Source organism: Polaromonas sp. Polasp52 (genome assembly GCF_059491565.1).
In genome coordinates this window covers 228,212-253,942 of record NZ_CP168513.1, presented here as the reverse complement: position 1 = coordinate 253,942, position 25,731 = coordinate 228,212, and the positions used below count along the sequence as shown (strand labels likewise).

The 25,731-nt window shown below is 63.7% G+C and carries 26 protein-coding genes and 2 tRNA genes; 19 read left to right on the top strand and 9 right to left on the bottom strand.

Translation table 11 applies throughout. From position 1 onward, the window contains the following. Positions 1-5 precede the first annotated feature (5 nt). The 3 genes from ACEN9P_RS01265 to ACEN9P_RS01255 are packed head-to-tail and all read left to right on the top strand — an operon-like array spanning position 6 to position 3,594. Complete coding sequence (locus tag ACEN9P_RS01265) at positions 6-998, top strand: 2-hydroxyacid dehydrogenase (protein WP_495620862.1); 993 nt, start codon at positions 6-8, stop codon at positions 996-998. A 7-nt stretch (positions 999-1,005) separates the two neighbouring features. Next, entirely contained in the window at positions 1,006-2,358 is a 1,353-nt protein-coding gene (locus ACEN9P_RS01260) for a DNA recombination protein RmuC (RefSeq protein ID WP_495622118.1), read from the top strand. A 24-nt stretch (positions 2,359-2,382) separates the two neighbouring features. After that, positions 2,383-3,594, top strand: a complete 1,212-nt coding sequence (locus ACEN9P_RS01255; RefSeq protein WP_477661943.1) for an MFS transporter — start codon at positions 2,383-2,385, stop codon at positions 3,592-3,594. Here ACEN9P_RS01255 and ACEN9P_RS01250 read toward each other — a convergent pair. The 3 genes from ACEN9P_RS01250 to earP all read right to left on the bottom strand — a co-directional run bounded on the left by ACEN9P_RS01250 (position 3,572) and on the right by earP (position 6,351). Then, positions 3,572-4,435, bottom strand: a complete 864-nt coding sequence (locus ACEN9P_RS01250) for an LOG family protein (protein ID WP_495620861.1) — start codon at positions 4,433-4,435, stop codon at positions 3,572-3,574. The genes ACEN9P_RS01255 and ACEN9P_RS01250 overlap by 23 nt on opposite strands. Before the next feature lie 110 nt (positions 4,436-4,545). Next, entirely contained in the window at positions 4,546-5,100 is a 555-nt protein-coding gene (efp, locus tag ACEN9P_RS01245) for an elongation factor P (protein WP_007868500.1), read from the bottom strand. Positions 5,101-5,217: 117 nt separating this feature from the next. Beyond that, positions 5,218-6,351: an elongation factor P maturation arginine rhamnosyltransferase EarP gene (gene earP, locus ACEN9P_RS01240; protein WP_477661945.1), complete on the bottom strand. Its 1,134-nt coding sequence runs from the start codon at positions 6,349-6,351 to the stop codon at positions 5,218-5,220. A gap of 64 nt (positions 6,352-6,415) precedes the next feature. Here earP and uvrC point away from each other — a divergent pair, with 64 nt between their 5' ends. The 3 genes from uvrC to ACEN9P_RS01225 all read left to right on the top strand — a co-directional run bounded on the left by uvrC (position 6,416) and on the right by ACEN9P_RS01225 (position 10,010). After that, entirely contained in the window at positions 6,416-8,386 is a 1,971-nt protein-coding gene (gene uvrC, locus ACEN9P_RS01235) for an excinuclease ABC subunit UvrC (RefSeq protein WP_495620860.1), read from the top strand. A gap of 105 nt (positions 8,387-8,491) precedes the next feature. Next, positions 8,492-9,058, top strand: coding sequence for a CDP-diacylglycerol--glycerol-3-phosphate 3-phosphatidyltransferase (pgsA, locus tag ACEN9P_RS01230; RefSeq protein WP_477701193.1), 567 nt, complete (start codon positions 8,492-8,494; stop codon positions 9,056-9,058). A 70-nt stretch (positions 9,059-9,128) separates the two neighbouring features. Then, positions 9,129-10,010, top strand: coding sequence for a DMT family transporter (locus ACEN9P_RS01225; RefSeq protein WP_495622117.1), 882 nt, complete (start codon positions 9,129-9,131; stop codon positions 10,008-10,010). Here ACEN9P_RS01225 and ACEN9P_RS01220 read toward each other — a convergent pair. Next, on the bottom strand, positions 9,952-10,932 hold the full coding sequence (locus tag ACEN9P_RS01220; RefSeq protein ID WP_477701195.1) for a LysR family transcriptional regulator: 981 nt from the start codon (positions 10,930-10,932) through the stop codon (positions 9,952-9,954). The two genes, ACEN9P_RS01225 and ACEN9P_RS01220, sit on opposite strands and share 59 nt — an antisense overlap. 95 nt (positions 10,933-11,027) lie before the next feature. Between ACEN9P_RS01220 and ACEN9P_RS01215 the strand changes: the two genes are divergently transcribed. The 8 genes from ACEN9P_RS01215 (at position 11,028) to ACEN9P_RS01180 (ending at position 17,473) form a co-directional block, all read left to right on the top strand. Next, positions 11,028-12,023 carry a Bug family tripartite tricarboxylate transporter substrate binding protein gene (locus ACEN9P_RS01215; protein WP_495620859.1) on the top strand — a complete coding sequence of 332 codons (996 nt, stop codon included), beginning with the start codon at positions 11,028-11,030 and terminating at the stop codon, positions 12,021-12,023. Beyond that, positions 12,023-12,901 (top strand): alpha/beta fold hydrolase, encoded by an 879-nt coding sequence (locus ACEN9P_RS01210; RefSeq protein ID WP_495620858.1) that lies wholly within the window; start codon positions 12,023-12,025, stop codon positions 12,899-12,901. Before ACEN9P_RS01215 ends, ACEN9P_RS01210 begins: the two co-directional genes overlap by 1 nt. A gap of 17 nt (positions 12,902-12,918) precedes the next feature. Next, entirely contained in the window at positions 12,919-14,025 is a 1,107-nt protein-coding gene (locus tag ACEN9P_RS01205) for a tartrate dehydrogenase (RefSeq protein ID WP_495620857.1), read from the top strand. A 266-nt stretch (positions 14,026-14,291) separates the two neighbouring features. Next, positions 14,292-14,564 (top strand): HU family DNA-binding protein, encoded by a 273-nt coding sequence (locus tag ACEN9P_RS01200; protein ID WP_007874140.1) that lies wholly within the window; start codon positions 14,292-14,294, stop codon positions 14,562-14,564. Between the two features lie 17 nt (positions 14,565-14,581). Then, positions 14,582-14,657 (top strand) — tRNA-Val (locus ACEN9P_RS01195). Between the two features lie 84 nt (positions 14,658-14,741). After that, positions 14,742-16,667, top strand: coding sequence for a SurA N-terminal domain-containing protein (locus ACEN9P_RS01190; RefSeq protein ID WP_477701196.1), 1,926 nt, complete (start codon positions 14,742-14,744; stop codon positions 16,665-16,667). 37 nt (positions 16,668-16,704) lie between these two features. After that, a tRNA-His gene (locus tag ACEN9P_RS01185) sits at positions 16,705-16,780 on the top strand. 255 nt (positions 16,781-17,035) lie between these two features. Then, on the top strand, positions 17,036-17,473 hold the full coding sequence (locus ACEN9P_RS01180; RefSeq protein WP_495620856.1) for a surface-adhesin E family protein: 438 nt from the start codon (positions 17,036-17,038) through the stop codon (positions 17,471-17,473). 42 nt (positions 17,474-17,515) lie between these two features. Here the strand turns inward: ACEN9P_RS01180 and ACEN9P_RS01175 are convergent, their stop codons facing one another. Next, entirely contained in the window at positions 17,516-18,490 is a 975-nt protein-coding gene (locus ACEN9P_RS01175) for an NADPH:quinone oxidoreductase family protein (protein WP_074574981.1), read from the bottom strand. A 156-nt stretch (positions 18,491-18,646) separates the two neighbouring features. Between ACEN9P_RS01175 and surE the strand changes: the two genes are divergently transcribed. The 3 genes from surE (at position 18,647) to ACEN9P_RS01160 (ending at position 21,353) form a co-directional block, all read left to right on the top strand. After that, on the top strand, positions 18,647-19,432 hold the full coding sequence (gene surE / locus ACEN9P_RS01170; RefSeq protein ID WP_495620855.1) for a 5'/3'-nucleotidase SurE: 786 nt from the start codon (positions 18,647-18,649) through the stop codon (positions 19,430-19,432). 11 nt (positions 19,433-19,443) lie between these two features. Continuing rightward, complete coding sequence (locus ACEN9P_RS01165; RefSeq protein WP_495620854.1) at positions 19,444-20,325, top strand: protein-L-isoaspartate(D-aspartate) O-methyltransferase; 882 nt, start codon at positions 19,444-19,446, stop codon at positions 20,323-20,325. Between the two features lie 173 nt (positions 20,326-20,498). Next, complete coding sequence (locus ACEN9P_RS01160) at positions 20,499-21,353, top strand: peptidoglycan DD-metalloendopeptidase family protein (RefSeq protein WP_495620853.1); 855 nt, start codon at positions 20,499-20,501, stop codon at positions 21,351-21,353. A gap of 72 nt (positions 21,354-21,425) precedes the next feature. Here ACEN9P_RS01160 and ACEN9P_RS01155 read toward each other — a convergent pair whose 3' ends face one another. Continuing rightward, positions 21,426-21,836, bottom strand: a complete 411-nt coding sequence (locus ACEN9P_RS01155) for a VOC family protein (RefSeq protein WP_495620852.1) — start codon at positions 21,834-21,836, stop codon at positions 21,426-21,428. 56 nt (positions 21,837-21,892) lie between these two features. Here ACEN9P_RS01155 and rlmD point away from each other — a divergent pair, with 56 nt between their 5' ends. Further along, the gene (rlmD, locus tag ACEN9P_RS01150; RefSeq protein WP_495620851.1) at positions 21,893-23,353 is read left to right on the top strand and encodes a 23S rRNA (uracil(1939)-C(5))-methyltransferase RlmD; all 1,461 of its coding nucleotides are present in this window, start codon (positions 21,893-21,895) and stop codon (positions 23,351-23,353) included. A 42-nt stretch (positions 23,354-23,395) separates the two neighbouring features. Here rlmD and ACEN9P_RS01145 read toward each other — a convergent pair whose 3' ends face one another. Beyond that, entirely contained in the window at positions 23,396-24,085 is a 690-nt protein-coding gene (locus ACEN9P_RS01145) for a Bax inhibitor-1/YccA family protein (RefSeq protein ID WP_413328260.1), read from the bottom strand. A 189-nt stretch (positions 24,086-24,274) separates the two neighbouring features. Between ACEN9P_RS01145 and ACEN9P_RS01140 the strand changes: the two genes are divergently transcribed. Beyond that, complete coding sequence (locus ACEN9P_RS01140; protein ID WP_477661963.1) at positions 24,275-24,682, top strand: GlcG/HbpS family heme-binding protein; 408 nt, start codon at positions 24,275-24,277, stop codon at positions 24,680-24,682. 212 nt (positions 24,683-24,894) lie between these two features. Here ACEN9P_RS01140 and ACEN9P_RS01135 read toward each other — a convergent pair whose 3' ends face one another. Then, a complete protein-coding gene (locus tag ACEN9P_RS01135; protein ID WP_413328263.1) occupies positions 24,895-25,107 on the bottom strand; it encodes a hemin uptake protein HemP in 213 nt (70 codons plus the stop codon). A gap of 149 nt (positions 25,108-25,256) precedes the next feature. Beyond that, a complete protein-coding gene (locus tag ACEN9P_RS01130) occupies positions 25,257-25,667 on the bottom strand; it encodes an ExbD/TolR family protein (protein ID WP_007874171.1) in 411 nt (136 codons plus the stop codon). Positions 25,668-25,731: the final 64 nt, after the last annotated feature.

Below are 25,731 nucleotides of genomic sequence, written 5' to 3'. Positions count from 1 at the left end.
CCACCATGAGCAAACCCAAAATCCTCGTCGCGCGCGCCGTGTTCCCCGAAGTCATCGCCCGCCTGGAGCAGCATTTCGAGGTCGAATCCAATCAGGGCGACGAGACTTGGTCCAAGGCGCAACTGACCGAGCGCCTCAAGGGCAAGGACGGCGCCTTCACCACTGGCGGCGACAAAATTGACGCCGAGGTGCTGGCCGCCTGCCCGGGCCTGAAAATCTGCGCCAACATGGCCGTGGGCTACAACAACTTCGACATCGACGCGATGACGGCGGCCGGTGTGCTGGCCACCAACGCGCCCGACGTGCTGACCGAAACCACGGCCGATTTCGGCTTCGCGTTGCTGATGGCCACTGCCCGCCGCGTGACCGAGAGCGAACACTACCTGCGTGCCGGCAAATGGACCAAATGGAGCTACGACATGTTCGCCGGCTCCGACATCCATGGCGCTACGCTGGGCATCCTGGGCATGGGCCGCATAGGGCAAGGCATTGCCAAACGCGGCGCCCACGGTTTCGGCATGAAGGTGATTTACCACAACCGTTCGCGCCTGGACGCGGCGCTGGAAGCCGAATGCAAGGCCAGCTACGTCGGCAAGGAAGAGCTGCTCAGGACAGCCGACCACCTGGTGTTGGTCCTGCCTTACTCGCCAGCCTCTCATCACACCATAGGCGCCGCGGAGCTGGCCTTGATGAAGCCAACCGCTAACCTGATCAACATCGCGCGCGGCGGCATTGTGGACGATGCCGCGCTGGCCGCGGCCCTGCGCGACAAACGCATCGCGGCCGCCGGGCTGGACGTGTTCGAGGGCGAGCCCAAGGTGCACCCGGACCTGCTGACCGTTCCCAATGTGGTGCTGACCCCGCACATCGCCAGCGCCACCATTCCCACGCGCATGGCCATGGCGAGCCTGGCCGCCGACAACCTGATCGCGTTTTTCAGCGGCAAGAAGCCGCTGACCCCGCTCAATCCTGCGGTGCTGGCGGCAAGCGGAAAATAGACACATGATGGAAAACTGGCTGATCATCGCCTTGCTGGCGGCCAACCTGCTGTTGCTGGTGTGGCTGCTGCTGCGCAAGCCCGGCCAGCCTTCCGGTGCCGGCACCGAATTGCTTGCGGCTATCGTGGCGGGCCACGACAAGCTGGAGCGCGAGCTGCGCCGGGAGATCGGCGACAACGCGCGCAGCGGCCGCGAGGAACTCGCGAAAACTTTCGCCACCTTTCAGCAAACCCTGGTGCAGCAAAGCGCCGAAGCCACCCGCACGCAGAACACCCAGATCGACGCGTTCGCGCAGCAGCTCACCTTGCTGCAAAAGACGCTGTCCGACACCCTGAGCACGCAGCTGCAATCGGTCAGCGAGTCGAATGCCAGGCGGATGGGTGAAGTGCGCGAGACGCTGGAAAAGCAGCTCGCGCAGCTGCAACAGACCAATTCCGCCAAGCTCGACGAGATGCGCAAGACGGTCGACGAAAAGCTGCAGACCACGCTGGAAACCCGCCTGGGCGAAAGCTTCAAGCAGGTGGCCGACCGGCTGGAGCAGGTGCACAAGGGCCTGGGCGAGATGCAGACGCTGGCCCAGGGCGTGGGCGACCTCAAGCATTTGCTGACCAATGTGAAAACGCGCGGCATTTTCGGCGAGGCGCAGCTCTCGGCCCTGCTGGAGCAGGTGTTCACCGTTGACCAGTACGCGGCCCAGGTCATCACGCGCCGCGGCGGCAAGAACCCGGTCGACTTCGCCATCAAGCTGCCGGGCCGTTCCGATTCGGGCGAGCCGCTGTGGCTGCCGATAGACGCGAAATTCCCGAACGAAGATTACGAGCGCCTGCTGGACGCGCAGCAGCGCGCCGACGTGCTGGGCGCGGAAATCGCCGGCAAGGCGCTGGAGGCGCGCATACGCCTGGAGGCCAAGTCGATTTCCGACAAGTACATAGACCCGCCTTACACCACCGATTTCGCCATCCTGTTCCTGCCGACCGAGGGCCTGTATGCCGAGGTGCTGCGCCGACCGGGACTGATGGAATTCCTGCAGCGCGACCACCGTGTCACGTTGGCCGGCCCGACCACGCTGCTGGCGATGCTCAACTCCCTGCAAATGGGCTTTCGCACGCTGGCGCTGGAAAAACGCTCCAGCGAAGTCTGGCAGGTGCTGGGCGCGGTCAAGACCGAATTCGGCAAGTTCGGCGACGTGCTGGCCAAGGTCAAATCCCAGACCGAAACCGTGCTCAACACGCTGAGCAGCGCCGAGCAGCGCAGCCGCGTCATGGGCAAGGCCCTGCGCAACGTCGAAGCGCTGCCCGAAATCGAATCCGCCCGCCTGCTTCCATTGGACCCCCTTGACAAAGACCTGGACAACCCCTGATGCACCGCGCATGAGCTGCGCCGCATGACGCCTGAACTCGCACGCCTGATCCTGGCGCAGATCTGCCTGCATGCCTGCATGGCCGGCACCCGCATGGCGGCGCCCCTGCTGGCGCTGCGCGAAGGCTACAGCCCCGCGGCGGTCGGTGTGCTGCTCGCGCTGTTTGCCCTGACGCAGGTTTTCCTGGCGCTGCCGGCCGGCCGTTTTGCCGACCGCCACGGCTTGCGGCGCCCTATACGCTACAGCGTGTTCGCCGCGGTGCTGGGGGCCGGGGCAGCGGTGGCTTTTCCGGTGTTCCCGGTGCTGTGCCTGGCGGCGCTGCTTACCGGCGGCGCCACCGGCGCGGCGGTGATTTCGCTGCAGCGCCATGTGGGCCGCGCGGCGGTCGGCGCGCTGGAGCTGCGCCAGGTGTTCAGCTGGCTGGCCATAGGCCCGGCCGTGTCCAATTTCATCGGGCCGTTTTCGGCCGGCCTGCTGATCGACCATGTGGGCGCCGTGCCCGGCAGCACCTCGGGCTACCGCGCGGCGTTTTTGCTGATGGCGATACTGCCGCTGGCCTGCTGGTTCCTGGTGCGCAAGACGCGCGAGCTGCCGCCGGTGATCGCCGCCAGTGGCGGCCCGCAGCCCAGGGCCTGGGACTTGCTGCGCCAGGCCACCTTCCGCCGCCTGATGCTGGTGAACTGGTTTTTGTCGTCCTGCTGGGACGTCCATACCTTTGTGGTGCCCGTGCTCGGCTTTGAGCGCGGCATCAGCGCCTCCGTGATAGGCACCATCCTGGGTTCGTTCGCGGTGGCCGCGGCGCTGATCCGCATGGTGATGCCGCTGGTGGCCGCCCATCTGCGCGAGTGGAAGGTGCTGGCGGTGTCCATGCTGGTGACGGCGCTGCTGTTCGGCATCTACCCGCTGATGCACTCTGCCATCGGCATGGGCCTGTGCTCCATCCTGCTGGGCCTGGCCCTGGGCATGGTGCAGCCCATGGTCATGAGCATGCTGCACCAGATCACGCCGGAGGCGCGCCACGGCGAGGCGCTGGGCCTTCGGCTGATGGCCATCAATGCGTCCAGCGTGGTCATGCCCATGCTGTTCGGCTCAGCCGGCGCGCTGATCGGGATTGCCGGCGTGTTCTGGACCACCGGCGCGATGGTGGGCGCGGGCTCGCGCGCGGCCTGGCTGCTGAAGGACAGCATGCCGGCCCACGGCGGGCACGGCGACATCAAAGACGGTAAAAGTCCTTGATCAGGTCCCAGGCGACCTGCGGGTCGTCCACGTACTGGAACAGCTTGAGGTCGTTCGCCGAGATCACGCCCTCTTCCACCAGCATCTCGGTATTGAGCAGGCGCTTCCAGTAGCTGCTGCCGAACAGGATGATGGGCACCGGCTTGGCCTTGCGGGTCTGCACCAGGGTGATGACCTCGAACAGCTCGTCCAGCGTGCCGAAGCCGCCCGGAAACACCACCAGGGCCTTGGCGCGCATCATGAAATGCATCTTGCGCAGCGCGAAGTAGTGGAACTTGAAGGAGAGCTCGGGCGGCACGTAGGGGTTGGCCGCTTCTTCCATGGGCAGCACGATGGCCAGGCCCACGCTGAGGCCGCCGGCCTCGTGCGCGCCGCGGTTGGCCGCCTGCATGATGCCCGGGCCGCCGCCGGTGCAGATGAAGAGCTTGGTTTCCGGCGGCTTGTCGCTGCTGTACTGGGCCACCAGCTTGCCGAAGGCGCGGGCGCTTTCGTAGTAATGGGCATTGCGCGCCAGCTTTTTCGCGCGGTCTATCACCTCGGGGTCGCCGCCGGCCTCGGCCTCGGCCACCATGAGGGCGGAATCCTCTTCGCTGCGAAAGCGGGCGCTGCCGAACACCACCACGGTGTTTTCAATGCCGTGGGCCTGCTGTTCCAGGTCCGGCTTGAGCAGCTCCAGCTGAAAGCGTATGCCGCGGGTTTCGCGCCGCAGCAGGAATTCCGGGTCGGCAAACGCCAGGCGGGAAGCGTCGGCTTCGAGCGGGTTACCCTCATTGGCGTGGGCCTGCAGTGCCGCCCAGGCGTTGGCCAGGCGGCTGACGGATAAATCCTGTTTTTGTTCCATGGGCTTATTGTCAACGATCGGGGAGGGCGGTTGCTTTTCCCGGCACTGGCGCGGGACGCGGAAAGCAAAAAGGCTCCGTGAGGAGCCTTTTGCGGGGTGCCGAAGCGGGTTTACACGCGTTTGCGGTATTCGCCGGTGCGGGTGTCGATTTCGACCACGTCGCCCTGGGCCACGAAGATGGGCACGCCGATTTCAAAACCGGTGGCGATCTTGGCGGGCTTCAGGACCTTGCCGGAGGTGTCGCCCTTGACGGCGGGTTCGGTCCAGGTGATTTCGCGCTGCACGCTGGTGGGCAGCTCCACCGAGATGGCCTTGCCGTCGTAGAACACGACTTCCAGCTCCATGCCGTCCTGCAGGTAGTTGAGCGAGTCGCCCATGTTTTCGGCTTCGACTTCGTACTGGTTGTACTCGGAGTCCATGCAGACGTACAGCGGGTCGGCGAAGTAGGAGTAGGTGCAGTCCTTCTTGTCGAGGACGATCTGGTCCATCTTGTCGTCGGCCTTGAACACGACTTCGGTGTTGAAGTTGGCGACCAGGCTTTTGAGCTTCATGCGCACGGTGGCGGAATTGCGCCCACCGCGGCTGTATTCGGTCTTGAGTACCACCATCGGGTCCTTGCCGTGCATGATGACGTTGCCGGCGCGGATTTCTTGAGCGATTTTCATAGCAGTTTCACTGAGGTAGGCCGCTAAACGCTTGCACCGGTGTGCAGGTTCCGCGGCGGGTTGTGCAGGACGCCAAGACCTGGCTGGTCTTCGGGCTGGTCTGCAAAGCCCATGATTTTAACGTTTTTTTGCCACAAAGCCGAGCAGCCGGGTCGCCAGGTCGTCCTGGGCCGCCAGGCGGGCGCGGCTCGCCTGGGTGGCGGCCTGCCAGATGGGCAGGTCGGCGGGCAGGGGGGCCGGGCCAGTCGCGGAGCTTTGAGGCGTTTCCCGGCTGTTCCAGGCGGCATGAAATGCGCGCAGGGAGGGCGGCGCCTGCAGCCAGTCCAGAAAGGCCTGGAGCTTGGCCAGGTGGATGTCGTCGTGCTGGGGGTAAATCTGCCAGACAAAAGGCCTTCCGGCCCAGAGCGCGCGCACCACCGAGTCCTCGCCGCGCACAAAATTCAGGTCGCAGGCCCAGAGCAGGTGGTCAAACTCCGACTGCGCCAGCAAGGGCAGGTAGGAAATTGAAAGCTGCGAGCCCCCGGTTCGGCCGGGGTTTTCGCCGGCAAGGGCCCGTACCGCGGCGGCCGCGCGGCCGGCGGCTACCAGCAGGCGCACCGGCCGGCCTTGCAGGCCCTGCCGCGCGAATTGCGCGAGCAGGCTTTGCAGCGCTGGGGGTTCATAGCAGAACAGGGCTACCAGGGTTTGTCCCTCGCCGGGGATTCCATGGGCTTGAAGCCACTTGGCGCGGTCAAACTGCGCTTGCCGCTCCAGCAAGCCGGGCTCTCGCAGCAGCCCGCCGGTGTTGTCGGTGAAGCCGGGGTAGAAAAACCACTTGGTCCAGCCGGCTGCCGGGCCGGTTTGCACGGGCGAGGGCAGGGCGTGGCTACGTTCGACATAGTCCTCGGCGGACAGGTATTCGAGGTTGATCCAGACGGGCTTGCGGCCGCTTGCCTGCGCGGCACGGGCGCAGGCGGCCAAAAACTCGGGCGCTATTTCACAGCCGAAGGCCTCGACCAGCACCTCGGTCGGCTGTTGCGCAAGCCCGGCGGCCTGCGGGTCCAGCGGCTTGCCCTCTTGCGGCCAGGGCAACACATGAACCCCCGCGCATCCGGCCGGCGCCATCCAGCGCAGGGCCGAGGCATCGTCCACCCACAGCCGCACCGTGTGGCCCCGCGAGGCCAGGTCGGCGGCCAGGCGCCAGCAGACGCCAATGTCCCCGAAGTTGTCGATGACTTTGCAAAAAATATCCCAAACGCGCGCGGTAGCCATGGCGGGTATTGTGATGCAGCGGCTGCCGCCGTCTCGAAGCGCCGCTACACGGCAAAATAGGGGAATGCCTGAACATCCCTCCGTTGAAAAGCCGAACTCCGGACATGCGCCCGAGCTGCTGGCCGAAGTCGCCGCGCTGCCCGCCTTGCCCGGCGTCTACCGCTACTTCGATGCCGAGGGCGGCGTGCTTTATGTCGGCAAGGCGCGCAACCTCAAGAAGCGGGTTTCCAATTACTTCCAGAAGAATCATGGCGGCACGCGCATAGGCCACATGGTGACCAAGATCGCCCGCATGGAGACCACAGTGGTGCGCTCCGAGGCTGAGGCGCTGCTGCTGGAAAACAACCTGATCAAGACGCTGAACCCGAAGTACAACATCCTGTTTCGGGACGACAAGAGCTACCCCTACCTCAAGCTCACCGGCGCGCGTCCGCCCGTGGAGGGCGAGGCGCCGGCGGCCGCGGTGTTTCCTCGCATTGCCTACTACCGCGGCGCGGTGGAGAAAAAGCACCGCTACTTCGGGCCTTACCCGAGCGCCTGGGCCGTCAAGGACACCATCTTGCTGCTGCAAAAGGTGTTCCGGCTGCGCACCTGCGAAGACACGGTGTTCAACAACCGTACGCGGCCCTGCCTGCTGTACCAGATCAAGCGCTGCTCGGCGCCCTGCGTGGGCCATGTGTCGCCCGAGCAGTACGCGCTGGACACCGCCAACGCCGAACGCTTCCTGCAGGGCCAGGCCCAGGACATCCTGACCGAACTCGAGAAAAAAATGCTGGCTCATGCCGAGAAGCTGGAGTTCGAGCAGGCCGCCGAGTTGCGCAACCAGATATCGGCGCTGTCCAAGGTGCTGCACCAGCAGTCCATGGAAATCGGCGGCGACAAGGACGTCGACATCCTGGCGGTGAAAGTGCAGGGCGGCAAGGCCTGCGTCAACCTCGCCATGGTGCGCGGCGGCCGCCACCTGGGCGACAGGGCTTACTTTCCGAGCCATGTCGAGAACGCGGCCGACGTCGCTGCGCTCGATGCCGAGACCGGCACGGAGGCTGTGCCGGCCTCGGCGCCGCCAGCCAAACCGCTGGAGGCCCTGGTGCTGGAAGCCTTTATCGCGCAGCACTACATCGATGTGCCGGTTCCGCCCACCCTGGTCTGCAGCGAAGCTGTGGATAAGGAATTGATGGAGGCGCTCAGCGCCCAGATCGGCACCAAGGTCACGGCCATCCACCAGCCGCGCGAGCAGCGCCGCATCTGGCTGGAGATGGCGCAGAAAAATGCCGGCCTGCAGCTGGCCCGGCTGCTGGCCGAGCAGGGCTCGCAACAGGCGCGCACGCGCGCGTTGGCCGAGGCGCTTGATTTGCCGCTGGACAACCTGGACACGCTGCGCATCGAGTGCTTCGACATCTCGCACACGGCCGGGGAATCGACGCAGGCCTCCTGTGTGGTGTTCCAGGAGCACAAGATGGTCAACAGCGAATACCGCCGTTACAACATCGAGGGCATCACGCCCGGCGACGACTACGCCGCCATGCGCCAGGTGCTGACGCGCCGCTATACCCGCCTGGCCGAAGCCGCGCGCAACGGCGAGGCCAAGCTGCCCGACCTGGTGCTGGTCGACGGCGGCAAGGGGCAGGTGTCGATGGCGCGTGAGGTGTTCGAGGAGCTGGGGCTGGACCTGGGGCTGATCGCTGGCGTGGAAAAAGGCGAGGGCCGCAAGGTCGGCCTGGAAGAGCTGGTGTTTGCCGACGGGCGCGACAAAGTCTATTTAGGGCGGGATTCGGCCGCGCTGATGCTGATCGCGCAGATCCGCGACGAGGCCCACCGCTTTGCCATCACCGGCATGCGGGCCAAGCGCGCCAAGGTCAGGGTGGGCGGCAGCAAGCTGGAAGATATCGCAGGCATAGGCCCGAAACGGCGTGCCAGCCTGCTGCAGCGCTTTGGCGGCATCCGCGGCATTGCCTCGGCCAGCGCGGAAGACATCGCCACGGTGGACGGCATTTCCAGGGACCTGGCCGAGGAAATCTACCGCGCGCTGCATTGATGCGCCAATGGGCGCCAGACGTATTTGAGCAACGGAAACCACCGTTTTGGTGCGCTTTGACCCGGTGCCCGGCGGGCTTGGTGCGGCTCATGCCAAAATCGGGTCATGTTTCTGACCATCCCAACGCTGATGACCTGGACCCGCATTGTTGCGATTCCGCTGATCGTGGGGGTGTTCTACCTGAACCTGGCGCCTGTCGAGCGCAACCTGATCGCCACCGTGATGTTTGTGGTCTTCGCCGCGACCGACTGGCTGGACGGCTTTCTGGCACGCAAGCTGAACCAGACTTCCTCCTTCGGCGCCTTCCTGGATCCGGTGGCCGACAAGTTCCTGGTCTGCGCCTCCTTGCTGGTGCTGGTGCACCTGCAGCGTGCCGACGTGTTCGTGGCCCTTATCATCATTGGCCGCGAAATCGCCATTTCGGCGCTGCGCGAGTGGATGGCCCTGATAGGGGCGACCAAAAGCGTGGCCGTGCACATGCTGGGCAAGGTCAAGACCACGGTGCAGATGATTGCCATCCCCTTTTTGCTGTTCGACGGTGTGCTCTTCGGCGTGGTCAACACGCACGTCTGGGGCACCTGGCTGATCTGGATCTCCGCCATCCTCACGGTCTGGTCCATGATTTATTACCTGCAAAAAGCCATCCCGGAAATCCGCGCGCGCGCCAAATAGCCCCGCTGTCCCCCTAAAGCTGCCCTCCTTGAGTTCTGCCTCTTCTTCCCCGGGTGCCTTGATCCGGGCCATGCCCGCCGTGTTTGTCCTGATCTGGAGCACCGGCTTCATCGTCGCCAAATACGGCCTGCCTTACGCCCCGCCGCTGACCTTCCTGGCCATACGCTACTTCCTGTCTATTCTTTGTTTCCTGGCCTGGATAGTCCTGACCCGAGCCGCCTGGCCCAGGACGCGCGCGCAGTGGGGCCACCTCGCGGTCACCGGCTTGCTGATGCATGCGGGCTACCTGGGCGGCATCTGGAGCGCGATGAAGGCCGGCATGGGTTCGGGCCTGACGGCGCTCATCGTCGGGCTTCAGCCCGTGCTGACGGCGCTGTGGGTATCGTGGATGTCCTCGGGCGATGCCGGCAACGCGCAGGCCCGGGTCAGCCCGCGCCAGTGGGCCGGCCTGGCATTCGGGCTGGGCGGCTTGCTGCTGGTGGTGTCGCGCAAGTTCGGCACCGGCCAGGAGGTCAGTACGCTGACGCTGGCCTGCACCGTCTTCGCCCTGCTCTGCATCACGGCCGGCACACTCTATCAAAAGCGTTTTGTCCAGCCGACCGATGTGCGCACGGCCAATGCCATCCAGCTGGCGGCGGCCTTTGTGGTGACGCTGCCGCTGGCCTTGTTTGAAACCGAGGCGATCAACTGGAACGTGCATTTGCTGGGCGCCATGGCCTGGTCGGTGCTGGCGCTGACGCTGGGCGGCAGTTCTCTGCTTTACCTGCTGATCCAGCGCGGTGCGGCGACTGCGGTGACCAGCCTGCTTTACCTGGTGCCGCCCACCACGGCCCTGATGGCCTGGGCGCTGTTTGGTGAATCCATCACCACGGCCACCATCCTGGGCACGGCGCTCACGGCGCTGGGCGTGAGCCTCGTGGTGCGGCCCGTGAAGCCGCCGCCGGCCCTGTAGTTTTCCAGGGCGTGTCCTGGAATTGCGCGGCCAGGTGGTCTATCAGCAGGCGTATGCGCCGCGGCTGGTCGGTGCGGTAGGGGGCTAGCCAGTGGATGTCGGCATCGGGCATCGAATAGGCCGGCAGCACGCGCACCAACTGGCCCGAAGCCAGTTGCGGCGCGATGTCCCACAGGCTGCGCAGCATGATGCCGCGGCCTTCGAGGCACCAGTCGCGCACCAGTTCGCCTGAATTGCTGGCCAGGGGGCCGTGGACGCGCACGCGCGCAGGCACCTTGTCGCGCTCCCGGTGCAGCGACCAGACATCAAAGCGCCGCCCCGCGGTGTTGCCGTTTTCACGCACGATCAGGCACGCGTGGTCCTGCAGGGCTTCCAGGCTGGCCGGTGCGCCGTGCTGCTTGATGTAACGCGGCGAGGCCACCAGCACGCGCTGGTTGCGCGCGAGCCGCCGGGACACCCACTGCGCCGCCTGCCGGCCCTCCACCGACCAGAGCCAGATTGCACCGTCAAACCCTTCAAGCGCCAGGTCGGGCAATTGCTCGGTGAGTTGCAGCTGGATTTCGACGCGCGGGTAACGCTCCTGAAAACCGGAAAGCGCGGGCCCCAGCCACAAGCGCCCAAACCCGAAAGTCGCGACGAGGCGTATCAGTCCTGTTGGCTCCGCCTTGCGCTCCTGCAACTCTGATTCGAGCGACGTGAATCCCTGCAGCAGCACCCGTGCGCGCTCGCACACGGTCTCTCCCTCGGCCGTGGGGCTGACCCGGCGTGTCGTGCGCTGGAACAGGCGCTGCCCCAGTTGGGCTTCCAGGGCGGCAAGACGTTTGGTCACGACCGGTGGCGCGACATCGAGGGCCAGCGCGGCGGCGCTCAGGCTGCCGCCATCGCGAACCGCCAGCACAAGTTCAAGGTCGCTGCGATCCATTCATGCCTTAAAAGAAACAATTGATTGCCGGATTATTGCTTGAATCAAGGCGATACGCTAGCCAGAATGAGTCCCACAACGAACAGGAGACTCGCATGCCATTCATGGACCTTCATCACGAGCTGCGCCGATCGTGGTTGCGCCGCGCCGCCTGGCTTGCCTTGGCGTGCATCGCCGCCCCAGCCTGGAGCCAGGGCTTTCCCGACAAACCCATTCGCCTGGTGGTGCCCTATGCGCCGGGCGGCAGTGCGGACATCGCGGCCCGGCTGATTTCGGACGAATGGGGCAAGCGCCTGGGGCAGCCGGTGGTGGTGGACAACCGGGCCGGAGCCTCCGGCAACCTGGGCATGGATGCCGTCGCCAAGTCGCGCGCGGACGGCTACACGCTGTCGCTCAATACGGTGTCGCAGGCCATCAATCCGTCGCTGTTTGCGCGGCTGCCCTTTGACACGCTGAAAGACCTGAAGGCGGTTGGCACGGTGGCCACGTCGCAGCATGTGCTGGTGGTCAACAACCAGGTGCCCGCCAAGACTGTTCGCGAGCTGGTGGCGCTTGCCAAAGCCCGGCCGGGAAAGCTGTCATTCGGCTCGGCGGGCACCGGGAGCACCTTTCATATGGCGGCCGAATTGTTCAAGGCCGAATCGAATACCTTTATTCTTCACGTTCCCTACCGGGGCGGTGGGCCGGCCCTGGTCGATACCATCTCGGGGCAGGTGGACATGAGCTTTCCCGTGCTGTCCGCCGCGCAGCAGCATGTGGCGGGCGGCAAGCTGAGGGCGCTCGCGGTGACGGGCCCCAGGCGCTCGCCCATGCTGCCGGAGGTGCCGACCATGGTGGAAGCCGGGCTGGCGAACTATGTGTTTGAAACATGGTTTGTGGTGAGCGCGCCTGCCGCCGTTTCGCAAGACGTGCTTGGCAAGCTCAACCAGTCCCTGAACGAGACGCTGAATGCACCCGAAGTCCGGGCGCGCCTGGCGCGCGAGGGTTTTGACGCATGGCCTCAAACGCCAGCGCAGTCCGACGCCTTGATCCGGTCAGAATACCAACGCTGGAACAAGCTGGTGGCACAAAAAGGAATCAAGGCCGATTGATGTTCGAAGGATTTTCCCAACGCGACATAGAAGGGCCCGCCGGCAGGCTGCGCACCTTGCAGGGCGGCAGCGGCGCGCCCCTGCTGCTGCTGCACGGCCACCCGCAAACCCATGTGATGTGGCACGCGGTGGCCGGTGAGCTGGCCAAGTCATTTAGCGTGGTCATGATGGACTTGCGCGGCTACGGGGATTCGGCACGGGTCGCGAGCGACGCGGATCACCAGGCCTATTCGAAACGTGCAATGGCGCAGGACGCCGTGTCCGTCATGAAGGCCTGCGGCTTTTCGCGCTTTCAGGTACTGGCCCACGACCGCGGCGGGCGCGTGGCGCATCGCCTCGCGGCCGACCACCCGGATGCGGTGGAGCGCCTGATGCTGCTGGACATCGCGCCCACGCTCGCCATGTACGACAACACCTCGGATGCCTTTGCACGCGCCTACTGGCACTGGTTCTTCCTGATCCAGCCGCCGCCCTTGCCGGAAGCGCTGATAGCTTCCGACCCGTCGCGTTACGTGCGCAGCGTGATGGGCAAGCGCCATGCGGGCCTGGCCGCATTCGCGCCGGCCGCGTTGGCCGAGTACGAGCGCTGCGCGCAAATCCCCGGCACCGCCCAAAGCATTTGCGAAGACTACCGGGCCTCCGCCGGCATCGACCTGGTGCACGACCGCGCCGACGTCGCGGCCGGCCTGCGGCTGGCGCAGCCCTTGCGCGTGCTGTGGGGCGAGCATGGCGCGGTGGGCCAATGCTTCAAGGTGCTCGATCTCTGGCGTGAGCGTGCGCAGGATGTGTCGGGCCTGGCCCTGCCTTGCGGCCACTACATCGCGGAAGAAGCGCCGGCGCTGCTGCTGGCCGAAGCGCTGAAATTTTTTAAACCCTGAAAACCCAAAGGAACACCATGAGCAAGAACACCGGCAAAAAGAGAATCGCTGTCATCGCGGGCGACGGCATCGGCAAGGAGGTCATGCCCGAGGGCGTACGCGTGCTGGAGGCCGCGGCCGTCAAGTACGGCATTGACCTGCAGTTCGACCATTTCGATTTTTCAAGCTGGGACTATTTCGAGAAGCACGGCAAGATGCTTCCCGACAACTGGAAGGACCAGATCGGCGGCCATGACGCGATCTACTTCGGCGCGGTGGGCTGGCCCGAGAAGATCGCCGACCATGTCTCGCTGTGGGGCTCGCTGCTGCTGTTCCGGCGCGAGTTCGACCAGTACATCAACCTGCGGCCGGCGCGCCTGATGCCCGGCATCATCGCGCCCGTGGTGCGTCGCGACGGCAGCCCGCGCCAGCCCGGCGAGATCGACTTTTACATCGTTCGTGAAAACACCGAGGGTGAATATTCGAGCATAGGCGGAAAAGCCTTTCCCGGAACCGACCGCGAGTTCGTGCTGCAGGAATCGGTGTTCACCCGCATCGGCGTCGACCGCGTGCTGAAATTCGCGTTCGAGCTGGCGCAGTCGCGGCCCAAGAAGCACCTGACGAGTGCAACAAAATCCAACGGCATCTCGATTTCCATGCCGTACTGGGATGAGCGCGTGGCCGAGATGGCGAAAAGCTATCCGGCCATCCAACTGGATAAATTCCATATCGACATACTGACCGCGCATTTTGTGCAGCGCCCGGACTTTTTCGATGTGGTGGTGGCCAGCAACCTGTTCGGCGACATCCTGAGCGACCTCGGGCCGGCATGCACCGGCACCATTGGCATCGCGCCCAGCGCCAATCTCAACCCCGAACGAAAATTCCCCTCGCTATTCGAGCCGGTGCACGGCTCGGCGCCCGACATCGCGGGGCGCAACATCGCCAATCCCATAGGACAAATTTGGTGCGGTGCAATGATGCTGGAGTTCCTCGGGCACAAGGAGGCGCACGACGGCATACTCGCCGCGATCGAAAAAGTATTGAGTCCCGAAAGTGGTGCGCCGCGCACGCCCGATCTGGGCGGAAAGGCCGGAACGGCCGATGTCGGCAAAGCCGTTGCACAGGCGCTGGTCGGGTCGTAAATTCGTTGGAAAGCCCTGTTTTGTCAAGCATGAAAATTACACACCATGCTTACGATTAAGTCGTGAAAGCGCCGAAAAAACGTCTAGAATCCGCCTCCGCACGTTGTAAAAACTTGCTGCTGTATTGACAGGTTAGAAGTCCATGGCTCTAATTGGAAGCAGCAGAAAACCTGCACAAGCCGCTCCCGCTGACGCTACACCACAGTGTCCCGGGAGATATTTTTTAGAGACAACCAGATTAACTTTTTATCAACGAGGGGCTCCTTGTGAACAAGACCGAACTGATCGAGCACATTGCCAAACATGCTGACATTTCCAAAGCTGCCGCCACGCGCGCGCTGGAATCCACGATTGGCGCTGTGAAAACAACCCTGAAAAAAGGAGGCTCCGTGTCTCTGGTGGGTTTTGGCACTTTCGCGGTGGGCAAACGCGCTGCGCGCACCGGCCGTAATCCACGGACCGGCGATGCGATTAAAATCAAGGCAGCCAAGGTTCCAAAGTTCCGTCCGGGCAAAGCGCTCAAGGATGCTTTGAACTGACAAGAACGTTTGACGTGGGGTGCTTAGCTCAGTTGGTAGAGCAGCGCCCTTACACGGCGTAGGTCGGCGGTTCGAGCCCGTCAGCACCCACCACCCACGAGGAAAAAGGCGAACGAGGTTCGCCTTTTTTGTTGGTGGGCCCAGGTTGTCCGTTAGCAGTCGTACAGGAAATTCGAGATGTTTGATTTCGTTCGCAAGCACACCAAAATCGTCATGGTGCTGCTGTTTTTGCTGATTCTTCCGTCCTTTGTGTTGTTCGGCCTCGACGGCTACAACCGCTCCAAGGACCAGAGCGCGACAGTGGCCAAGGTGGACGGCAAGAACATCACCCAGCCGGAGTGGGACCGCGCGCACCAGCGTGAAATGGACCAGCTCCGCAACTCCATGCCCAACCTGGATCCCAAGCTGCTCGACTCACCCGAGGCGCGCTACGCTTCCCTGGAGCGGCTGGTGCGCGAACGTGTTGTCGCCGCGGCGGCCGAGAAGTTCAAGCTCACGACGAGCAACGAGCGCCTGGCGCGCGAGTTGCAGCAAAGCCCCGAGATCGCCTCCTTGCGCCGCCCGGACGGCAGCCTCGACATGGAGCGTTATCGCCAGCTGCTGGGGGCCCAGGGTCTGAGCCCGGAGATGTTCGAAGCCAATGTGCGCGCCGACCTGTCGAACCGCCAGGTGCTGGCGGGTGTGGGTGCCAGTGGTTTTGCTTCCAATTCGGCCGCCGACATTTCGCTGAACGCCTACTTCGAAAAGCGTGAAATCCAGTTGGCCCGCTTCAATGCCGCCGACTTTGTCGCCAAGCTGAACCCGACGGACGCCGAGCTCGAGCAGTATTACAAGGCCAACGAAAAGCTCTTCCAGGCGCCTGAGCAGGCCAGCATTGAATATGTGCTGCTGGACATGGATGGTGTGGGCAAGGGCATTGCCGTCAATCCGGCCGACCTGAAAACCTATTACGAGCAGAATCTTCCGCGCTTTGAGGGCGAGCGGCGGGCCAGCCACATCCTGATCGCATCCCCGAAGTCCGCCCCCGCGGCCGACCGTGAAAAAGCCAAGGCGAAAGCGCAGGAGCTGCTGGCCCTGGTCAAAAAATCCCCCGACAGCTTCGCCGACGTGGCCCGCAAGAATTCGCAAGACCCCGGCTCCGCAGCCAAGGGGGGCGACCTGGATTTCTTTGGGCGCAATTCCATGGTCAAGCCTTTTGAAGATGCCGTTTTTTCCATGAAAAAAGGCGAGATCAGCGACGTCGTCGAGTCCGAGTTTGGCTACCACATCATCAAGCTGACGGACGTCAAGCAACGCAGCTTTGAAGAGCTGCGCCCGGAGCTCGAGGCCGCCATGAAAAAGCAGGAAGCCCAGAAGAAGTTCGCTGAATCCGCTGATATCTTTACCAACGCGGTATACGAGCAGGCCGAGAGCCTCAAGCCGGCGGCAGACAAGCTGAAGCTGGAGATCAAGTCGGCGTCGAATGTGACGCGCCAGCCCCAGATCGGCGCAACCGGCGTGTTGGCAAACGCCAAATTCCTCAACGCCTTGTTTGCCCCGGACGCGATCGAGAAAAAACGCAACACCGAAGCCATTGAGGTGGGGCCCAGCCAGCTGGCCTCTGGCCGCATCGTGCAATACACGCCCGCGCATACCCGCCCCCTGGCCGAAGTCAAAGACACCGTGCGCCAGCGCTGGTTGGCCCAGCGCGCCGCGGAAGAAGCTCGCAAGGAAGGCGTGGCCAAATTGGCCGCCTGGAAGGCCGCTCCCGCGTCGGCGACGGGCCTGGCCGCGCCGGTCGTGGTGTCCCGCGAACAGACACAGAAGCTGCCCATCCCGGTGATTGATGCCGCACTGCGCGCCGATGTCGCCACCCTGCCGGCTTTTGCGGGCGTCGACCTGGGGAGCCAGGGCTACGCCATCGTCAAGGTCGAGAAGGTGGTTCCCCGCGACGCGCCGGTTGAAGCCGCCGCCAAACAGCAACGCGACCAGTATGCGCAGTGGTGGACGTCGGCGGAAAGCCTGGCGTATTACAACAGCCTGAAAGACCGTTTCAAGGCGGAAATCCTCGTTCCCAAGCCTGTCCCGGCCAAGGCAAATGCAGAAGAAGTCGTGACCCAATAAAGAAGCGGCATCTTTGCCGCTATAATGCAGGGCTCCGGTGGCTGTAGCTCAGTTGGTAGAGTCCAGGATTGTGATTCCTGTTGTCGTGGGTTCGAGCCCCATCAGCCACCCCAGTATCTGAAATCCCGCGTGCCGTTTGGTACGCGGGATTTTTTCCTTGGGCTTGCCGCAGTCACAATTCGAAACGCGCCCCCCGACTGTGTGCGGCAAGATACAGACGCTGGCAGCTGTTTCAAGCTGTGTGTCCGCCACTTCAGCTCCTCCCACCAGGTTTTCTCGCAAATTTCGGGAGAGCCGTCTTTCACGACAGGAACGCCTTGTTTCAGACATTGGGTCATTTCGCCTCGGCCAGACAGTGCTTGATCCGTTTGCCGGCCGTTTTTCTGGCTGCGGTGTTGGCGGCGGCCGGCGTGCATGCTGCGGCCGATACCTGGCTGACCATCACCGGCGATCCCGCCAATTCCGCGAGTCATTACGTGCAGGTCAACGTGGCCGCCATCGAGGTCAAGGAGGACTTGCGCCTCATCCCGGTGCGCATCAACCGCGCGACGCAGTGGGCCCCCGCCGGCGAGGCCCTTCAATTCCGCTCGGTAGTGACCGAGGTGCAGATCGACTGCACGCAGCAAATCGCCCGTTATGTGAAGGCGGCCTTTTATGCCCAGCCGGATTTTCGTGGGGAGCCTTTCAGGATCACCACTTATGCCGGGGACGATATACGGCCGATGATCTTCAAGGAGAGTGACGACGACCCCAATGCGCGCATCGTCAAGGCTGCCTGCAGCGTCGGGAATGTGACAAACAACTAGCGTGCAAGCGGCGCTTTCCGGGACGCCGCAGCGTTCTAAAAGTCAGTTGACCATGACCAGCTTGCCCTTGACGCCGCGCGAGCCCATGTGGGCATAGGCGGCTTTGAGCTCGGCCATGGGCATGGTGCGGTCTATCACCGGCTTGATCTTGCCCTGTGCGTACCATCCCGCCAATTCGGCCATCATGGCGGCATTGGCCTTGGGCTCGCGTTTGGCAAAGTCGCCCCAGAACACCCCCACGATGGAGGCGCCCTTGAGCAGCGTCAGGTTCAGCGGCAGGGCGGGGATGGGGCCCGAGGCGAAGCCGACAACCAGGTAGCGGCCGCGCCAGGCGATGGAGCGGAAGGCCGGTTCGGCAAAGTCGCCGCCCACGGGGTCGTAGATCACATCCGGCCCCTTGCCGTCGGTCAGGGCCTTGATTTCATCGCGCAGGTTCTTGCTGCTGTAGTTGATGGTGGCATCCGCGCCTATGGAGGTGCAGAGCGCGCATTTCTCATCGGTGGAGGCGGCCGCGATCACACGGGCCCCGGCGGCCTTGGCAATCTGGATGGCGGCGGTGCCCACGCCGCCCGCAGCGCCCAGCACCAGCACGGTTTCACCTGCCTTGAGCTGCGCGCGGTCCATCAGGGCATGCCAGGAGGTGGCGTAAATCATGATGAAGGCGGCGGCATCCACATAAGAAAAGCCCGGGGGCAGGGGCATGCACAGGGCTGCCGGCGCGATGGTGTGCGTGCCAAAGCCGCCGGTGCCCGAGAGGCAGGCGACGTTCTGCCCCACCTGGAGGTGCTTGACGCCTTCCCCCACGGCCTGGACGACGCCGGCGTACTCGGAGCCCGGCACAAAGGGCAGGGGCGGCTTGATCTGGTATTTGTTCTGCACGATCAGCAGGTCGGGGAAGTTCAGGCTGGCCGCCTTGATTTCAATCAGGACTTCGCCGGCCTTGGGTTGCGGCGTGGGCAGCTCTTTCCAGGTCAGGGCGTCTACGCCGGTGGGATTTTCACAAAGCCAGGCTTGCATGAGATGTCTCCGATGAGGTGAGGGGCTGAAGGCGGCACGCTTGAAGGAGCGGAAAACGCGGGGGGCGGCGCCTTGACTGCATCATAGGCAAAGCAGGGGCGCTCGCCAGTCCCAAAGAGGTCCGGGCTGTCACGGCCGTGACCGTAAAATCACCCCATGAAAATTCTCATCTGCAACGACGACGGTTACCAGGCTTCCGGCATCATCGCCCTTTACGAAGCGCTTAGAACCGTTGCGGATGTCGAAGTCGTGGCGCCCGAGCAGAACAACAGCGCCAAATCCAACGCGCTGACCCTGCACTCGCCGATGTACGTGCACACGGCGGCCAACGGTTTTCGCTACATCAACGGCACCCCCGCCGACTGCGTCCACATCGCGCTGACCGGCCTGCTGGGCTACCGGCCCGACCTGGTGGTGTCCGGCATCAACAATGGCGCCAACATGGGCGACGACACGATTTACTCCGGCACGGTGGGCGCGGCCATGGAGGGCTATTTATTCGGCATCCCGTCCATCGCTTTTTCGCAGACTGAAAAAGGCTGGGCCCACATCGACGTCGCGGCCAAGCGCGCGGCCGGGCTGGTGCGGCAGCTGATCCCTTCGCTGGAAAATGTGGCCGAGGGCGCGGAGCCCACGGTGCCGCCGTGGCTGCTCAACGTGAATATTCCCAATTTGCCCGACGACGAGATCCGCGGCGTGAAGGTGTGCCGCCTGGGGCGCCGCCATGCGGCCGAGCGCGTCATCATGCAGACCAGCCCGCGCGGGGAGACCATGTACTGGATAGGCGGCGCGGGGCCCGCGAAGGAAGCCGGCGAGGGCACCGACTTCCACGCGACCAGCCAGAAGTTTGTCTCCATCACGCCGCTGCAGGTGGACCTGACCGACCATGAGCGCCTGCCTTATTGGGCCCAGACCGCCGCCAGGCTGACCGAGACGCGCTGAAGGCCTGACGCATGAAACCCAGCCTCAAGCCGCCTTTCAATCCCGCGGCAGCCAAGCCCGCCTCCAAGGTGTCGGAAGGCGCGACGCGCCCGTCCTTTCCGGTGCGCCTCAAGCCCGATGCCGGCGTCCCATCGGCAACCCGATTGGGTGCGGCCAATGCCCGCCCCGCGGTGCCTGCGGGCGGGAGCATGGCGAAGAAGGCCGCAACCAGCGTCTCTCCTGCGCGGCCGGGTGGTGTCGGCTTGGACTCGCAGGCCGTGCGCGCGCGCATGGTGGCCAAGCTCGCGGCGCAGGGCGTTAGCGATGCGCAGGTACTGGCCGCCATGGGCCTGGTTGAGCGCCACCGCTTTGTCGACTCCGCGCTTGTCAACCAGGCTTACGAAGACACCAGCCTGCCGATAGGCCTGGGCCAGACCATCTCCAAGCCCAATGTGGTGGCCCGCATGCTAGAACTGCTGCGCCACGGGGCGGCGGGTGGTGCGGGAAAACTGGGCCGGGTGCTGGAGATCGGCACCGGCTGCGGCTACCAGGCTGCGGTGCTCAGCCACCTGGCCACTGAGGTCTACAGCATAGAGCGACTGCGCGGCCTGCATGACAAAGCCAGGGAGAACCTGCGGACTTTACGCCTGCCCAATCTGCACCTGCTCTTTGGGGATGGCATGATGGGCTATGCCAAAGGCGCACCTTATGCGGCCATCATCGCGGCGGCGGGCGGCGAGGCCATCCCCGCAGCCTGGATAGACCAGCTGGCCGTGGGTGGCCGCCTGGTGGCGCCCATGCAAACCGCCGGCGGCGCGCAAGCGCTGGTGGTGCTGGACAAAACCCCCCAGGGCGTGCGGCAGACCTTGCTGGAAGCCGTTCACTTTGTGCCTTTAAAATCGGGGACAAGCTAAGGCCGGGCGCATATAGAGGCGCAGACCGGCATCATGAAGAAATAAGTCCGATAAACCAGACGCGCCCTTCGGGCCTTGCGGCTCAGGCAAGTCAGCCAAGATTGAAGACGAAAGAAACAATGAACCAAACCGTAAGGCCGAACAGGATAGCCACTCTGCCTGCCACCCGCTCCATGCCCGGCAGGCTGGGCTTGTCCTGCATGCTTGCAGCCGTGCTGCTTGTGGCGGGTTGCGCTTCGCGTTCCCCTACCAACGCACCCGTGGAAGACCGTGGAACCTTCGGGGCGCGCCCAACCGCGGGCGCGGTGGATCCTGGCAGCGTCAAACAACTGCCCGGCTTTGAGAACGCCGGCAAACCCGGCTACTACACGGTCAAGCCCGGCGACACCATGATCCGCATCGGCCTGGAGAACGGCCAGAACTGGCGCGACATCGTGCGCTGGAACAACCTTGAAAATCCCAACATCATCGAAGTGGGGCAGGTGCTGCGCGTCGTGCCGCCGACCAATGAGAACCCCTTGGTCGTGACCCGTCCGGTGTCGCCGGGTTCGGCCCCTGCGTCCAGCACGGCACCGGCGCAGGCCGCCAGCGCTGCCAAACCCGCATCGGCGCCCGCTGGTAGCAGTGCCAGCCCGGCAACAGCCGCGACGGGGGGTGATGAAGACATCGCCTGGATCTGGCCGGCGCAAGGCCCCATGGTGGCGGGCTTTGACGAAGCCAAAAACAAGGGCCTCGATATCTCCGGCAAGGCCGGCGACGCGGTCGTGGCCTCCGCCGACGGGCGTGTGGTGTACGCGGGTGCCGGCTTGCGCGGCTACGGCAACCTGGTCATCCTCAAGCACAACAACACCTTCCTCACGGCCTATGCGCACAACCAGACGCTGTTGGTGAAGGAGGACCAGAACGTCAAGAAGGGCCAGAAGATTGCCGAGATGGGCAACAGCGACGCGGATCGCGTGAAACTGCATTTTGAAATCCGCCGCCAGGGTAAACCGGTGGACCCGGCCAAATACCTGCCCGCCAAATAAACGCGCTGCATCCAGGCAAAAGGAGCCCGGCGGCCGCCCGGCTCCTTTTTCTTTGCCCGCCGTTTGGGCCCTTTAGCGAGGATCCACGATTTCGTCGTAGCCGCGCCCCCTGAACTCCAGCAGGTCCAGCCCGTGGCCGAAAGGGTCGGCCAGCCCGGCGATGCGCCCCCAGGCGCGATCGGCTACCGGCATCTCCAGTACTGCGCCGCAGCGCTGCAGCCGTGCCACGGCGGCATCGATGTCTTCCACCACAAAATCCAGGTGAACCGGCGTCCAGTGCCGGCTGTAATTGCGCACGCCTTCGCTGCCGCTGACAGGCTTGGTGCCTGGCGCGTTGAAGAGCAGGTCTATGGGGCTGCCGGCCCCCAGGATTTCCACAAAATCGCTCTTGAAACGGCGGCCGACCCGCAGCCCCAGTCCCTGGGTGTAGAACGCGATGGCGCGCTCCATGTCGTCAACGTCTATGCAGATGCGAAGTTCCATGCGGCATTCCTTTCGGTGGTCCGGAAAATGGTAGCGCAGCCTGAGACAATCGGTGCATGACAGAAGAAAGCCCCATCACCAAGCCCGCCGCTGCCGCAGACTATCCGCCTGACCTGCTGGAGGTCGAGTCGCTCGACATTGAGGCCCAGGGCATTGCCCACAGGGCCGACGGCAAGGTGGTGTTCATCGAGGGGGCATTGCCTTTCGAGCAGGTGACGGCCAACGTCTACCGCAAGAAGAGCAGCTTTGAAAAAGCCGTGGTGATGGCCATCCACCGCGAATCGTCCCAGCGCGTGCGCCCGGCTTGCCCGCATTTCGGCATGCACACCGGCGCCTGCGGCGGCTGCAAGATGCAGCACCTGCACGCGGGCGCGCAGGTGGCTGTGAAGCAGCGCGTGCTGGAAGACAACCTTCGGCACATCGGCAAGCTCGGCGCGGACAACCTGCTGCGCCCGATAGAGGGGCCGACCTGGGGCTACCGCTACCGCGCGCGGCTGTCGGTGCGCTATGTGCGCAAAAAGGGCACGGTGCTGGTGGGTTTTCATGAGCGTAAAAGCAGCTATGTGGCCGATATGGTCGAGTGCCATGTGCTGCCCCGCCATGTCAGCGACATGCTGGTGCCGCTGCGTGAGCTGATCGGCGGCATGGACGCGAAAGAAACCCTGCCGCAGATCGAGCTGGCGTGCGGTGACGACGTGACGGCCATGGTGCTGCGCCATATGGAACCGCTCAGCGCGGGCGACCTGGCGCGCTTGCGTGCCTTTGCCGCGGCCCACCCGGGCCTGCAGTGGTGGCTGCAGCCCGGCGGGCTGGAGACAGTGAAGCTGCTTGACGACGCCGCGCGGGAACTGAGTTACGGCCTGCCCGAGTTCGGCATCACCATGCCTTTCAAGCCGACCGACTTCACCCAGGTCAATCCTCAGATCAACCAGGCGCTGGTGTCGCGCGCCCTGCGCCTGCTGGCCGTGCAACCGGATGAACGGGTGATTGACTGGTTTTGCGGCCTGGGTAACTTCACGCTGCCGCTGGCCACACGCGCCCGGGAGGTGTTGGGCATCGAGGGCAGCGAAGTGCTGGTAGCCCGGTCCCGTGAAAACTTTGAAAGAAACCGGGCGGGTTCTTCCGTCCGACGCGCATTGGCCCCGACCCGGTTTGTGGCGCGCAACCTGTTTGAAATGACCCCGGCCATGCTGGTCAAGGACGGCGCGGCCGACAAATGGCTGGTGGACCCGCCGCGCGAAGGGGCGTTCGAGTTGTTCAAGTCCCTGTCGGCCCTGCAGCAGCAGATCGCGAGCGGCGTTCCCTGCGACGACGGCGAGCACCAGCAAAGCCTGGCCCTGGACGGCTGGACACCGCCCAGGCGTATCGTCTATGTGAGCTGCAACCCGGCCACCCTGGCGCGCGATGCGGGGGTGCTGGTGGCTGGCGGCGCCTGGCGCTGCACGGCGGCCGGTGTGGTCAACATGTTCCCGCATACGGCGCATGTGGAGTCCATTGCGGTATTCGAGCGGGCATAAAAAAAGGAGCCCAGGAGGCTCCTTTTTTCGAGGCGGGAATTTTTAGTCGCTGTCGCCGCCGAAAATCCCCAGCAGGGCCAGCAGGCTCTGGAAGATATTGAACAGGTCCAGGTAAATGGCCAGGGTGGCGCTGATGTAGTTGGTTTCGCCGCCGTCGATCACCTGTTTCAGGTCATACAGCAAATAGGCGCTGAACACCGCGATGGCCAGGGTGCTGATCACCGCCATCAGCATCGTGGAGCCGACAAACACGTTGATGACAGCCGCCACCAGGATGACCAGGGCGCCGGCAAAAAGCCACTTGCTCATGCCGCTCAGGTCGCGCTTGATGACGGTGGCCAGGCTGGCCATCACGAACATCACGCCGGCCGTGCCGGCAAAAGCCGTCATCACCAGCGAGGAACCATTGCTGAAGCCCAGCACCATGGCAATCAGGCGAGAGAGCATCAGGCCCATGAAGAAGGTAAAGCCCAGCAGCACGGGCACACCGGCGGCAGAGTTCTTGGTCTTCTCGATGGCAAAAATAAAACCGAATGCACCGCCCAGGAACACGATCAGGCCCAGTCCACCTGTCAGCGAACGGGTGATGCCGGTCGCCACGCCCAGCCAGGCGCCCAGCACGGTGGGCAACAGGCTCAGGGCCAGCAACCAATAGGTGTTGCGCAGGACCTTGTTGCGTTGCTCGACGCTTGTGGCAACGCCATAGTCGAGGGTTTGAACATTGTCAGTCATGAGAGTCGTCTCCAGGGCGCCAGCAAATGCGGGCAAGATTATTTTAGGGTGCATTGCCGTTTTTCCAGTCCGCACTCCCTACTTTTTGTAAGGGTTCTATAAGCTAATTTGACGGCAATGGGTCTGAAGGACGGCCTCGAATTTGCGTATGCTCGGTATCTTTGCCAATCAACGGAAATCCTGAAGACCATGAAATCAAAAGCAGTGCTTGAACTCGCAGACGTCAAAACCATCGCCGCGGCCGCCGAGGCGGAAGCCCTCAAAAACAGCTGGGCCGTGACCATCGCCATCGTTGACGACGGCGGCCACCTGCTGCACCTGCAGCGCCTGGACGGTGCTCCGCCGATTTCCTCGCACATCGCGCCCTCCAAGGCCAATACCGCCGCCATGGGCCGCCGTGAAAGCAAGGTGTACGAAGACGTCATCAACGGCGGCCGCACGTCCTTCCTGTCGGCTCCTTATATCCACGGCATGCTGGAAGGGGGCGTGCCCATCGTGAAAGACGGGCAGTGCATTGGCGCCGTGGGCGTGAGTGGCGTGAAGTCCAGTGAAGACGCGCAGATAGCGCGCGCGGGTATCGCCGCTATCGGCCTTTAAAGCACCGTGTTCGCGAGGGCATAAAAAAAGCCGACCACCAGGTCGGCTTTTTTGTTGGCGTGAACTGAACAGGAGTCTCATGAAAAAAAGCCTGGCTAAACAACTCCGGGGAGTCTATGGCTGGCTAAAAACGACCTTGGGAGCTTGGTAGCCCCGGATCGCCCCACGATGAAACTTTTGATGAAAAACTGTGCTGAAACCTGCGTGCGACTTTATTTGGTCAAGATCAGTTTGCCCAGGCGCGTGGCTTGCAGCCGGTAGGTGGCGCCGTTGTGGTTGATTTCCACGGCTTTTTGTCCGCGCAGGATTTCCGTGCTGCTGACCGTAGCCGCGGGACTGCCCTGGCCGCCCGAAGCGGTCTCTGTGTGCACGGGCGCGCGGGCAGGAAGGCTCAAGGTGTTGGAGGGGGGCAATGCGATGGACATGGTTTAAACCTGTTTGGGTTTCGTTGAGTTAATGATAACCATTCTCATTTAAAAGTCAAGCGAGTTTGGGCTGCGAAGTGTTTTCTTTTTGTGTCAAAGGAAAAGGCCCACCGTGCGGTTTAGCGGGGACGGGCCTTGATCGGCTCTGATCAGTTCTTGGGTTCGGTGATAAAGCCGATCTTGCGCAGGCCTGCCTGCTGCGCGGCTGCCATGGCCTGGGCCACGCGCTCGTAGCGAACCGACTTGTCGCCGCGGATGTGCAGCTCGGGTTGCGGGTTCTGGGCCGCCGCGGCCTTGAGCTGGGTGCCCAGCTGTTCATCGGTGATCTTGGTTTCGTTGAGGAAATAGCTGCCTTCGGCATCCACGCTCAGGCGAACCGTTTCCGGCTTGATGTTCTGCGCTTCGTTGGAGGCGCGCGGCAGGTCGATGTTGACGGAATGTTTCATCACGGGGACCGTGATGATGAAGATGATGAGCAGCACCAGCATGATGTCCACCATGGGCGTCATGTTGATCTCGTTCATCACGTCATCGCTGTCGTCTTGGGTTCCAAAGGCCATGGTGCTTCTCGGTCGCTGAATAGGGAGCCCCGCGTTGCGGGTCGCGGGGGCTGTTTGAATGGAG

What these genes read in the sequence shown, in the direction of transcription:
- ACEN9P_RS01265 (WP_495620862.1), top strand. Translation starts at nt 6, where the DNA reads ATGAGCAAACCCAAAATCCTCGTCGCGCGCGCCGTGTTCCCCGAAGTC.
- ACEN9P_RS01260 (WP_495622118.1), top strand. Translation starts at nt 1,006, where the DNA reads ATGGAAAACTGGCTGATCATCGCCTTGCTGGCGGCCAACCTGCTGTTG.
- ACEN9P_RS01255 (WP_477661943.1), top strand. Translation starts at nt 2,383, where the DNA reads ATGACGCCTGAACTCGCACGCCTGATCCTGGCGCAGATCTGCCTGCAT.
- ACEN9P_RS01250 (WP_495620861.1), bottom strand. Translation starts at nt 4,435, where the DNA reads ATGGAACAAAAACAGGATTTATCCGTCAGCCGCCTGGCCAACGCCTGG.
- efp (WP_007868500.1), bottom strand. Translation starts at nt 5,100, where the DNA reads ATGAAAATCGCTCAAGAAATCCGCGCCGGCAACGTCATCATGCACGGC.
- earP (WP_477661945.1), bottom strand. Translation starts at nt 6,351, where the DNA reads ATGGCTACCGCGCGCGTTTGGGATATTTTTTGCAAAGTCATCGACAAC.
- uvrC (WP_495620860.1), top strand. Translation starts at nt 6,416, where the DNA reads ATGCCTGAACATCCCTCCGTTGAAAAGCCGAACTCCGGACATGCGCCC.
- pgsA (WP_477701193.1), top strand. Translation starts at nt 8,492, where the DNA reads ATGTTTCTGACCATCCCAACGCTGATGACCTGGACCCGCATTGTTGCG.
- ACEN9P_RS01225 (WP_495622117.1), top strand. Translation starts at nt 9,129, where the DNA reads ATGCCCGCCGTGTTTGTCCTGATCTGGAGCACCGGCTTCATCGTCGCC.
- ACEN9P_RS01220 (WP_477701195.1), bottom strand. Translation starts at nt 10,932, where the DNA reads ATGGATCGCAGCGACCTTGAACTTGTGCTGGCGGTTCGCGATGGCGGC.
- ACEN9P_RS01215 (WP_495620859.1), top strand. Translation starts at nt 11,028, where the DNA reads ATGCCATTCATGGACCTTCATCACGAGCTGCGCCGATCGTGGTTGCGC.
- ACEN9P_RS01210 (WP_495620858.1), top strand. Translation starts at nt 12,023, where the DNA reads ATGTTCGAAGGATTTTCCCAACGCGACATAGAAGGGCCCGCCGGCAGG.
- ACEN9P_RS01205 (WP_495620857.1), top strand. Translation starts at nt 12,919, where the DNA reads ATGAGCAAGAACACCGGCAAAAAGAGAATCGCTGTCATCGCGGGCGAC.
- ACEN9P_RS01190 (WP_477701196.1), top strand. Translation starts at nt 14,742, where the DNA reads ATGTTTGATTTCGTTCGCAAGCACACCAAAATCGTCATGGTGCTGCTG.
- ACEN9P_RS01175 (WP_074574981.1), bottom strand. Translation starts at nt 18,490, where the DNA reads ATGCAAGCCTGGCTTTGTGAAAATCCCACCGGCGTAGACGCCCTGACC.
- surE (WP_495620855.1), top strand. Translation starts at nt 18,647, where the DNA reads ATGAAAATTCTCATCTGCAACGACGACGGTTACCAGGCTTCCGGCATC.
- ACEN9P_RS01165 (WP_495620854.1), top strand. Translation starts at nt 19,444, where the DNA reads ATGAAACCCAGCCTCAAGCCGCCTTTCAATCCCGCGGCAGCCAAGCCC.
- ACEN9P_RS01160 (WP_495620853.1), top strand. Translation starts at nt 20,499, where the DNA reads ATGCCCGGCAGGCTGGGCTTGTCCTGCATGCTTGCAGCCGTGCTGCTT.
- ACEN9P_RS01155 (WP_495620852.1), bottom strand. Translation starts at nt 21,836, where the DNA reads ATGGAACTTCGCATCTGCATAGACGTTGACGACATGGAGCGCGCCATC.
- rlmD (WP_495620851.1), top strand. Translation starts at nt 21,893, where the DNA reads ATGACAGAAGAAAGCCCCATCACCAAGCCCGCCGCTGCCGCAGACTAT.
- ACEN9P_RS01145 (WP_413328260.1), bottom strand. Translation starts at nt 24,085, where the DNA reads ATGACTGACAATGTTCAAACCCTCGACTATGGCGTTGCCACAAGCGTC.
- ACEN9P_RS01140 (WP_477661963.1), top strand. Translation starts at nt 24,275, where the DNA reads ATGAAATCAAAAGCAGTGCTTGAACTCGCAGACGTCAAAACCATCGCC.
- ACEN9P_RS01135 (WP_413328263.1), bottom strand. Translation starts at nt 25,107, where the DNA reads ATGTCCATCGCATTGCCCCCCTCCAACACCTTGAGCCTTCCTGCCCGC.
- ACEN9P_RS01130 (WP_007874171.1), bottom strand. Translation starts at nt 25,667, where the DNA reads ATGGCCTTTGGAACCCAAGACGACAGCGATGACGTGATGAACGAGATC.